7 protein-coding genes and 1 pseudogene are annotated in these 11,277 nt (G+C 27.3%); 7 read left to right on the top strand and 1 reads right to left on the bottom strand.

All coding sequences use genetic code 11. The annotated features are described in order from the left end of the window. The 6 genes and pseudogenes from HUJ77_RS11780 to HUJ77_RS11755 all read left to right on the top strand — a co-directional run. Positions 1–358 (top strand): annotated as a pseudogene (locus HUJ77_RS11780) (YhfX family PLP-dependent enzyme); the annotation flags it as partial. Between the two features lie 244 nt (positions 359–602). Next, positions 603–1,823, top strand: a complete 1,221-nt coding sequence (locus HUJ77_RS11775) for a phosphopentomutase (RefSeq protein WP_291708865.1) — start codon at positions 603–605, stop codon at positions 1,821–1,823. Positions 1,824–1,828: 5 nt separating this feature from the next. Next, positions 1,829–2,908, top strand: a complete 1,080-nt coding sequence (locus HUJ77_RS11770) for an amidase family protein (protein ID WP_291708864.1) — start codon at positions 1,829–1,831, stop codon at positions 2,906–2,908. A 288-nt stretch (positions 2,909–3,196) separates the two neighbouring features. Continuing rightward, on the top strand, positions 3,197–4,636 hold the full coding sequence (locus HUJ77_RS11765; RefSeq protein WP_291708862.1) for an alginate O-acetyltransferase: 1,440 nt from the start codon (positions 3,197–3,199) through the stop codon (positions 4,634–4,636). A 14-nt stretch (positions 4,637–4,650) separates the two neighbouring features. Further along, positions 4,651–6,051, top strand: coding sequence for an MBOAT family O-acyltransferase (locus HUJ77_RS11760; protein ID WP_291708860.1), 1,401 nt, complete (start codon positions 4,651–4,653; stop codon positions 6,049–6,051). Positions 6,052–6,065: 14 nt separating this feature from the next. Next, a complete protein-coding gene (locus HUJ77_RS11755) occupies positions 6,066–7,460 on the top strand; it encodes an alginate O-acetyltransferase (RefSeq protein ID WP_291708857.1) in 1,395 nt (464 codons plus the stop codon). Positions 7,461–7,529: 69 nt separating this feature from the next. On the opposite strand, the gene HUJ77_RS11750 is transcribed toward HUJ77_RS11755, so the two are convergent. After that, complete coding sequence (locus HUJ77_RS11750) at positions 7,530–8,486, bottom strand: LCP family protein (RefSeq protein WP_291708856.1); 957 nt, start codon at positions 8,484–8,486, stop codon at positions 7,530–7,532. 167 nt (positions 8,487–8,653) lie between these two features. Between HUJ77_RS11750 and HUJ77_RS11745 the strand changes: the two genes are divergently transcribed. Beyond that, entirely contained in the window at positions 8,654–10,951 is a 2,298-nt protein-coding gene (locus tag HUJ77_RS11745; protein WP_291708854.1) for a cell wall-binding repeat-containing protein, read from the top strand. The last annotated feature ends 326 nt before the right edge of the window (positions 10,952–11,277 follow it).

Below are 11,277 nucleotides of genomic sequence, written 5' to 3'. Positions count from 1 at the left end.
CAATGATTTAGAAGAACTTCCGGCTATGGTTTATGTAACAGAGGTATCACATAATTTATTGGAAAAGGGATATTGTTATGGTGGTGGACACTATAGAAGATCTCATATGGAAAATGCATTAGTTGGAGAAAATATAGAAAATTCAAAGATGGTTAGGGTTACCCCACCAACACATGAAAGTATAGATTACCATTTTGAGCTATCAGAAAACTGCAAGGTTTCAGATACAGTAATTATGGCTTTTAGAACTCAAATATTTGTAACTAGAAGCAATGTAGCTTTGGTAAAGGGGATACATAAAGGAAAACCAGAAGTAGTTGGAATTTACGATTCACAAGGAGAAAAAGTTATTTCCTGAAAATTGGTCCCCTGGGGACCAAAATATGGAAGTGGAAATTGAAATCAGTAAGATAGATTAGTTAAGAAGTAATTGATGTAAATATGAGATAAGAAATTAATAATATTAAATAATAAAAATTTAATGAATTTTATAAAAGAAATGGATGCGAGAGGATGGGTTAGGAAACATCTCTGCTGAAATTTCTTTTTTATTTGTAAAATATTGGACCCCTGGGGTCCAAAAAATGTAAGGAGGAATTAAAATGAGTAAGTTTATAGTTATAGTTCTTGATGGCTTTGGAATAGGAGCAATGGATGATGTAGTAGAAACAAGGCCACAGGATATTAATTCTAATACTTGCCTTCATATATTAGAAAGAAGAGGGGATTTAAGGCTACCTAATTTAGAAAAGTTAGGGTTAATAAATATTATAGATAAAGAAATAAATGGAATGAAGAAAAATCCTAAGGCTACTTATGGGAAGGCTAATTTAACTCACTTTGGAGCTGATACCTTCTTTGGACATCAAGAAATAATGGGAACTAAGCCAAAGGTGCCTTTTAGAGAACCTATAAAAAATAAGATAGATGAAATCTATGAAGCAATAAAAGAAGCAGGATATAAAGTAGAGTATAAATATGGCAAAAAAGAAAAATATCTAGTGGTAGAAGATGCACTTACTGTGGCAGATAATATAGAATGCGACTTAGGACAAGCTTTTAATATTACATCTGCTTTAGATATAATTCCATTTAATAATGTATTAGATATTGGATATATAGTAAGGTCTATAGCAAGAGTACCAAGAGTAATTACCTTTGGTGGAAGAGAAATTACTTTAGAGGATATATTAAATGCAGAAGAAGAAAAAGGTGAGGAGTATATTGGAATAAATGCACCTAAGTCTGGTGTTTATAATATTGGATATGAATGTATTCACTTAGGATATGGTGTTAATCCTAAAACTCAAGTTTCTACTATTTTATCAGAGGAAAATGTACCAGTTTATTTATTAGGAAAGGTAGCAGATGTAGTTATAAATGAAAAAGGTACAAGTATTTCTATGGTAGATACAGAAAAAGTTTTAAAAAGAACAATAGAAATATCAAAGGAAGTAGATAAAGGCTTTATTTGCTGCAATGTACAAGAAACAGATTTATCAGGACATGCTGAAGATGTAGATAAATATGCAGAAAAGTTACAAATTGCAGATAGACTAATAGGAGAGTTAATGGAAACTATTCATGAGGATGATATTTTATTAGTTATGGCAGATCACGGAAATGATCCAACTGTAGGTCATAGTAAGCATACAAGGGAAATGGTTCCTTTAATGATTTATGGAGAGAACTTAAAAGAAGGTTTTATTGGAGTAAGGGAAACCCTTTCTGATGTAGGGGCAACAGTAGCTGATTACTTTAAAGTTAATAGTCCAGAGAACGGGACAAGCTTTTTAAAAGATATAGTTAATAATAAGGAGTAGTATAAATGAAGAAAGATACCAAAGTCTATAGAGCACATACACTAGCAAAGCAAAATTTATATAAATCAGTAATTTCAATAAATAATAATATAAATGAAGAAATTAAAGATAAAAGTAAAGAAGTTTTAACCTTCGGTGTTAAGAACACTGTGGATATTCCTAGGGGCATAGTGGATAAGTTTAGGAAAAATTCAGAATATTTATTCTTAACTGTTGATAAGATGTCCCATTTGGGGAGAAGTATAGATACAGACTTAATAAATCCACTAACTTATAGGTGTATGACAGGTTCAAGTAGTGGTACAGCTATAAATATAATTAAAGGAATTAATGACTTTGGTATAGGAACAGATGGTGGGGGCTCAGTATTAGCCCCTGCCCTTAGTACAAATTTATACTCCTTTATTGGATCGGGAATTAATTTAGTTACAGGTAAGAAAAGTTTATCCACAGATAGCATATCCTTTAGTGGAGGAATTGGAATAATATCTAAGAGTTTTTCTGTTTTAAAGAAAGTAACAGAAGATATACTAGAAGAAAAAATAGAAAGTAAAGATGATATTATTAGAATTTTAATTCCAAAAGAAAATAATATTACATTACCAGATGGAGTTGATATGAGAGAAGAAATAGATAAAGCTATAAAGCTCTTGAAAAATAAAAGACTTCAATTTATAGAATATAACTTTGGTAATATATATGAAAGAGCTGTAGCAATAAAAGAAATAAACAACATATTTAAAAGAGATTTAGCAAATATTATATTAACTTATGAAGGGCCAATAGATATTTATGGCTACGATGAAACTATACAAAGAAGCTTTAAAGGAAAAGCAGAAAAAGAAATTACATCTAATGGTGGTAAGGCCTTAGTTAAATCTATAAATATGTGTAAATGCACAGGAATTACAATTCCAGGAGAAAAGCTTGCAAGTGGATTTGTCATATGTGGAAAGCAAGGAAGAGAAGGCATGGTAAAAGCCTTTTATTTAGCAGGAGAATTGGATTCAGTAATAGAAAAGAATGAAATCTTCCAAAGATATTTTATAGAAAGAGAAAAGTTCGTTGAGCCAATAAATATATAGATTTTTATGCCCTAAATGGAGAGTTTCATTTAGGGTATTTTATTGGATTAAATTAATTTCCAGAAATTGTTCCCCTGGGGAATGATATTACGAATATATTAAAGTTATTTTAAGTATAATAGAGTATTAATTAAATAATCTAATGTAAGCTTCCTTAAGGAATAATTAAGTCTATTATACTTAGTTCTATATATCTGTATAATATAATATAGTATATTACTAATGTTTATTATTTAGAGATAAATATTGCTTAAATTATTTACAAATAAATTAGAAAGAGGAGTAAATTTGAAAAAGAATATAAAGTTTATTTATAGTATTAAAATAATATTATTTTGTTTAATAATAGTTATTCCAATTTTATTTATTAATTTTAAAGAAGATGAGATATCTATAATAGATAATAGAATGCTGTTGAATTATAATGATATAGTAAATGACAGCAAAGATATTAATGAGGTTTTTACTAATATAGGAACATATGCAAATGATAGAATAGGCTTTAGAGAAAATATGGTTAATCTATATACATATTCTATGGATAAGCTATTTAATGATATGATTCATCCAATTTATCAATATGGAAAAGATGGATTTGTATATATGAAATTACCAGAAACTAAGGTTAACTTAAGATTTCAAGAGGTTTTCTCAAGCTTTATAAAGGACTTTCAGGAATATTGTAATGAAAGAAACATAAAATTTTTATATACCTTAGAACCAAATAAATCAACTGTCTATCCAGAATACTTACCAGAGGGGTATAACCCTAGCAGTGAAAATAGAGATTATTTAATAGAACTTTTAAATGAAAAAGGTGTTAACTATTTAAATAATGCTGATACTTTATTAGAAGCAAAGGAAAATCCCTTATTTGAAGATGTATTGCTATATGATAAAAAATATGATGCAGGTCATTGGAATGAAACTGGAGCCATAGTTGGTATTTCAGCAATAATAGACAGGCTTAATGAATTAGATAATAGAGTTGGAAGATTTGATATTAATAAATATGAAACAGAGCAAGTTATTAATGAAACATTACTTTCATCTAACTTTAAAATCAATGAAGAAACTACTAACTACAGTTTAAAAGAATATAACTTAGAGTATATTGAAGATTATGAAGAGGAAATATATAGACATGAGAATTTTAGATATTTCACTCATTACAAAAACTTAACTAATACCGAAGCACCAAGGCTATTAATTTTTGCCGGAAGCTATTTTAATAATAAAGAAAAATTCATAACTGGAAACTTTTCAGAAGTTATGAAGATACATAATTACACTAATGTAATTGATTATGAATACTATATTAATATTTATAAGCCAGATATAGTATTATTTGAGTCAACAGAGTATACCAATACAGGTTATCACTATCCAATAAAAATGATGGAAGAGAAAACATATATAAAAAATATTAAAAGCTATGATAATTTATCAGAAGATAATTTTGTAAATGTAGATATTGATAATATTGAGATATCTGGAAATAATATAACTAAGGTTAGGGTTCCTATAGAAAGTGATAATTTATTATATGCTTATGCAAATATAGATAATAGGATATTAGATAGTAAAATAATTAGAGAAGAAGATAATTTATACATAGAGTTTTCATTAATATCAAAGGAATTTAAAGAGGCAGATAGCCTCCAATTATATTTTATTTCACAGGATGAAAAACATTATCAAAAGATAAAATTAGAAATTAGAAATTAGAAAGGAATAAGTTTATGGTATTTAGTTCAACAATATTCATTTTTGCATTTTTACCAATAGTATTATTGGCATACTACATACTAGGTAAGAAAATAAGAAACTACGTTTTACTATTAGCAAGTCTTTTTTTCTATGCTTGGGGTGGAGTAGATTATTTAAAAATATTAATAGTATCAATTATAATAAACTATATTTTTGGAATATTAATAGACAGATTAAGAGAGGAGATTGTACTAAAAAAAGTATTTCTAGGTATTGGTGTTTTTCTTAATTTAGCATTACTTTTTTATTATAAATATTATGACTTTTTTATAAAAAATGTAAACTCAGTATTTAATGCTGATTTACCATTAAAACAGATAGTTTTACCAATAGGTATTTCATTTTTTACCTTTCAAGGAATGTCTTATATTATAGATATTTATAGAAAAGATGGAAAGGTTAATAAAAATCCATTTTCTGTGGCACTATATATTTCATTCTTTCCACAATTAGTTGCAGGACCAATTGTAAAATATAAAACAGTAGATGATCAAATTAGAAATAGAAAAGAATCTATTGATGAGTTTAGTTACGGAATAAATAGATTCGTTATTGGATTAGCTAAAAAGGTTATAATAGCAGATGTATTAGCAGCCATGGCAGATAATATATTTACTCAATATTATAGTGGAATTGATACACCAACTGCATGGATAGGAGCAATTTGCTATACCTTCCAAATATATTATGATTTTTCAGGATACTCAGATATGGCTATAGGTCTAGGCCATATGTTTGGATTTAAATTTATGGAGAACTTTAATTATCCATATATTTCAAAGTCTATAACTGAATTCTGGAGAAGGTGGCATATTTCATTATCTACTTGGTTTAAGGAATATCTTTATATACCCCTTGGTGGTAATAGAAGAGGAAATGTATATTTGAACTTATTTATAGTATTTTTAGCCACAGGGATTTGGCATGGCGCAGATTGGTCATTTTTATTGTGGGGATTATGGCATGGATTATTTATTTTAATTGAAAGATTTATAAGAAATAATAAGTGGTATATGAATATTCCCAATATAATAAAGTACATTGCTACTATGCTAATAGTAGTATTAGGATGGGTTTTATTTAGAGCTGATAACTTGGACCAAGCTATAGGTTTTATAAAAACTATGTTTGGATTTAGAACTGCATCAGCATTAACCTTTGAGTATATTTACTTTATTAATAAGAAATTTATATTCTGGATTGCAATGGCAGCTATTGGCTCTGTGCCTTTTATTGCTAACAAACTTAAGAAGTATAATGGAAGAAAGAGTTTTGAAATATTAGCTACAATAGGTATTGCAATATTATTTGTTATATCAATTATTTTTGTAGTGAATTCTACTTATAGTCCATTTATTTACTTCCAATTTTAAGGGAGGTAATTATTATGAAAAAAATTAAAATAATTAAGATAATAATTTTTACTTTTATTATAATTTTGCCAATAGTAACCTTTAATATAAAAAGAGATGTTATATCGGAAATTGATAATAAAAAACTTATGAATGTAGAAGATATATTTAATGTTGGTGATTTGACTAAGGGAGTAGAAAGTATTCTAAATGATAGAATCGGATTAAGAAATAATATGGTAAGTGTATATAATAAGTCCATGGATTTATTATTTGATGAAATGATTCATCCTAACTATCAATATGGTGAAGATGGATATGTATTTTTCAAGGTATCAGAAAATAAATTAGATAGTGAATTCCAAGAAATTTATTCAAGCTTTATTAAGAATTTTCAAGAGTATTGCGAAAGTAGGGGGATAGGGTTCTTATATACAGTAGAACCATCTAAAGTCACAGTTTATGAAGAACACTTACCACAAGGATATGTAAGTAATGACGAAAACTTAAAGTATTTTACATCATTACTAAAGAGTAAAGATGTTAATTATCTTGATAATTCAGAAGTTTTAATTAATGCTAAAAAAGATACACAAGTCTTTGATAAGATGTATGATGCAGGACACTGGAATGAAACTGGGGCATCTATTGGAATTTCTAAAATAATAGATAGATTAAATGATTTAGATAATAGAATAGGAAGTTTAGATTTAAATAAATATGAAAAAGTTAATCATATTAATAAAACATTACCAGCATCAAACTTTTCTATTAATGAAGAAACCATTCATTATAATTTGATTGAAGATAACTCTATACAAATTGATGATTATAATGATGAAGTAATTAGGGATAGTAACTATAGGACTTTCTCTTATTATAAAAATCCAACCAATGAGGATTTACCTAAAATACTTATATTTGTAGGAAGCTACTTTAATGGAAAAGAAAAATTCTTAACAGAAAACTTTTCAGAAGTAATTAGAGTTCATAATTATAAGAATGTAATAAACTATGAATACTATATAAATTTATTTAATCCAGATATAGTTTTGTTTGAGTCAACAGAGTATACACATTCAGATACTTTCTTTCCTAGAGAAGATATGAAAAATAAAGTGACAAATAAGAATATATTAGAATACCAAAGTCAAACAACAGATAACTTTGTAGCTATATTAATGGAAGAAATAGAAAAGACAGGAGATAAAATAACTAATTTCAAAATTCCTGTGGAAAGCGATGATTTGTTATACGCTTATTCAAATATTAATGGCAGAGTATTAGATTGTAAAATAAATATTAATGGAAATAATCAATACCTAGAGTTTTCTGTAATAACTTCAGAATTAGATAATTTAGAAAATGTTGAATTGTATTTTGTATCTAAGGATGAAGCTAGATATCAAAAGTCAGAAATACACCTGTAAAGTTAAAAGTGAAAAACTAAATAAAAGTGAAAAATGAAGAATTTAGAAGCTACTTAAGTAGCTTCTTTCTTATTGGATTGAAAATAGGAATTTGTGTAGTTCTTCTGTTGTTCCTGCTATATCTATATTAGTGTGATACATATCTGTAAAACCTGCACTAATAATATTTCCATCTGAAGGGAATCTTCCTTGTTCTATATTACTTAATCCCATTCCTAAAGCTTTAGTGGAAATAGAAATTATTTCACTATTACTTAAATTAGTAGTAACTAAAGGAAGAATATTATTTATCATTCCAGGAACTTCAGTTAAGTTTATATCTTTAAATTTAACAAATAATGAATTTAACACATCTCTTTGTCTTTCAGTTCTTTTAAAGTCTCTTCCAGCAGTATATCTTATTCTGCAATAGGCAGAAGCTTGAGTTCCATTTAATAATTGTCTGCCAGCATAATAAATATGTTCTGTTGTTGTTCCATTTTTATTATCAATACTATCAATATACCCATTAATATATTCTAATTCATCTTCAGTTATTTCAATTTCAACTCCACCTAAGGCATCTATTATCTTAGGCAGTCTTTCTAAATCAACTTGTACAAATTTATCAACTTTAAGATTAAAGTTATAATTTATAGCCTTTAAAATAGAGCTTGGACCACCATCTAAAATAGTGTAATTTAAATTCATTTTGCCACCATCAGGTAAATCTAAATAAATATCACGCATTAGTGAACCAAGTTTTATCTTATTGTTTTTAGTATCGATGGCTAAAAGCATAGTAGCATCAGCTGCACTAACTTCATATATATCGGAATAGTCACTTCCAAACAAAGCTATAGTTATAACATCATCAGCTTCTTTAGGAACTTCTTTACCTGTATTTACAACGTCTTCTCTATTAATTTTAACTCTCGCTACTTTACTAGAAATATAATATGTATATGCTGAAATAGATTCAAATATTGCTAAGGTAATAAATAAAATAGATAGAATAATTTTCTTCTTTTTGGATAATTTTTTCATAATTAGTTCCTCCAATGATAATGTTTATTTAAAATACTGATATATTATATCAGAATATGGTAATTATGGGAATACAGAAATAATACACTAAATTTCAATTATTTGAAATTAAATACAATTAGTGTTAAGATATAAAATATATACACATTTTGTGAGGGGGGGAAATAGTGGGAAAACTTAAATATTTCATATTAGTGATATTATTAATTATGCCTATGTCAAAACCAATGGCAAGTGATAAAGTAGAAAATAATAGAGTTTATAATTATATTATTGACAATGGTACAACCTTTGGCGAAGATAACTTAAGTGATAATTCTGATACTAAAATATTACCACTAATGTCTAATGGAGCTAATAAAACTATAAATAATATAGTTATACTAATAAGGTTTAAAGGAGAAGATGAATTTATTAATAATGACAAAATTAATAAATTGAAGGATACCTTTAATCTTTATAAAGATTTGAATTTAGATAATGTTTCAGATTTAGGATCTATATCTTTAAATTCTTATATTAGTGATTTAACTTATGGAAAGGTTAAGGTTGATAGTAGTTTCTATCCAGTTGAAAATAATAATTATTTCTCAATAGAAGCACCAGAAACAAGGGAATACTATGAAAAATATATAGCTGGAAGCAAGGAAGAAGCAAACTTTATTAAATGGGCTTTTGATAGTGTTAAGGATAAAATAAACCTTCCAGAAAATGAATTAGATAAAGATAACGATGGTGAAATAGATGTTGTTACATTTTTATGCTCAGGGGCAACAATAAGTAATAATATGCTATGGCCACATGAAACAAAGTTTACTGGTTATTCCTCTATTAATGGTAAAAAGTTAGGTACATATAATTTAATTAACATAGGAAATAGTGATAATAACCTTTTTAATAAAGGAAATTTAAAAATAGTTATTCATGAATTTTTACATGCTTTTAGTTATCCAGATTTATATAGATATTATAGTAATGGAAATCCTGTAGGGGAATGGGATGTTATGGCAAATACAGATGGATTTGGACAACTTCCTCTAGTTTATACAAGGAATTTATATAGTAATTTAAACTTAAATATTAAAGAGGTAACTAATGATGGGGTTTATAAAATTAAATCATCAAAAAGTACTAATAAGAATGAGGTTATAGCTTTAAAAATAAAGTCTCCTATATCAGATAAAGAATACTTTATGGTTGAGTTTAGAAAGAATGAAGGTAATTGGGATAGTGTATTACCAGGATCAGGACTTATAGTTTACAGAATAAATAATAATGTAAATGAATTTTATGGTAATAGAAATGGCTACCCAGACCATATATATGTCTTTAGGCAAGGTGAAATAAATAATATATATGCACAAGGAAATACGAGAACTGCATTTTTATCTAAAGAATCAGGTAGGACAAGTATAGGAAGTAATGATTTGAATAATGGATTTATTTCTAATAGTTTATTTTTTAGTAATGGAAATAATAGTGGAATAGTTATTTCAGATATAGGAAGTGCTAATGGAGATGAAATAAGCTTTAAAATTACATTCCCAAAGAACAATGATTCAGTTAATTTCACTAAAATAGCAGGGAGTGATAGATATGATACAGCTGCAAAACTTAGTAGAGAAAACTTTGAAAGAGCTGATACTGTAATATTAGCAAATGGGTTAGCTTTAGCTGATGGGTTAGCTATAACACCTCTTGCAAGTTATATAAAAGCACCTATATTACTAGTTAGAAAAGATAGTATTCCAACTCAAACAATTGATGAAATAAAGAGATTAGGAGCAAAAAATATAATAATCGTAGGTGGAGAAACTGTTGTTTCTAATAATATTAATAAGGAATTAAATAAGATTGGAATACAAAATATAAAAAGACTTGCAGGTAATAATAGATATGAAACATCATTAGAAATTGCTAAGTTTATAGATAGTAATTACTATAATATTGAAGATATAGTTGTTAGTAATGGATTAACAGAAGCTGATGCTATGTCAATAGCTGCAATAGCTGCAAGGAAAAATATGCCTATAATATTATCTAATTCAAAGGAAATAGGACAAGCTACCTATACTTGGCTTAAAGGTAAAAATTTAAGAAATTCATATATTGTTGGAGGAGAAACTGCTTTATCTAATAATGTATTAAATCAAATAAATTCAGTAACTAGCTTAGATATAAAAAATAATAGGCTAGGGGGAAGTAATAGGTATGAAACTAATGCTATAGTTATTAATAAGTTTAAAGATAACAATTTAGATAAGTTATATTTATCTAAGGGGTTAACCTTAGTAGATGCTTTGTCATCAGGACCTGTAGCTGCTAATAATAATGGGGTTATAGTTCTTTGTAATAATAATTTATCAGAAAGTTCAAGAAATAAATTATATGTTGCATTAACTCGTTCAAGCGGTGATGTATATATTATGTCATCACAACAATTTGCTCGTGAAGTGTCTAAATAGATTATAAGATATTTTCGCTATTACTATTCTTGAATCATTTTTACCAAGCATTTGCTTATCTTCAAGTCTATCAACTCCAACGGAAGTTGATAAACTGGCTCTGTTTTTTCTATTTATGGAAAACTTAATGTATAATTAAATTATCTTAGAGTATCTTTGCATATGCATTTGTGTTGATGATAAGAGCAGTATCTTGTTGAAAAAATATACGAGGTAAGATAATGAATTATATTGAGGAAATAAAAGAACGAATATCTACTGGCGAAATCCAAGAGGCTTCAACGGATTTGCTTGAAGATGCACTTGACGCTGTTTTAGGGAATCCG

Origin of the sequence: Clostridium sp., from assembly GCF_021443865.1 — a bacterium.
Classification (GTDB): domain Bacteria; phylum Bacillota; class Clostridia; order Clostridiales; family Clostridiaceae; genus Clostridium.
Note: the sequence above shows the minus strand (reverse complement) of the source record. Positions and strands in the feature narration are given on the sequence as shown.

What these genes read in the sequence shown, in the direction of transcription:
- HUJ77_RS11760 (WP_291708860.1), top strand. Translation starts at nt 4,651, where the DNA reads ATGGTATTTAGTTCAACAATATTCATTTTTGCATTTTTACCAATAGTA.
- HUJ77_RS11750 (WP_291708856.1), bottom strand. Translation starts at nt 8,486, where the DNA reads ATGAAAAAATTATCCAAAAAGAAGAAAATTATTCTATCTATTTTATTT.
- HUJ77_RS11770 (WP_291708864.1), top strand. Translation starts at nt 1,829, where the DNA reads ATGAAGAAAGATACCAAAGTCTATAGAGCACATACACTAGCAAAGCAA.
- HUJ77_RS11775 (WP_291708865.1), top strand. Translation starts at nt 603, where the DNA reads ATGAGTAAGTTTATAGTTATAGTTCTTGATGGCTTTGGAATAGGAGCA.
- HUJ77_RS11755 (WP_291708857.1), top strand. Translation starts at nt 6,066, where the DNA reads ATGAAAAAAATTAAAATAATTAAGATAATAATTTTTACTTTTATTATA.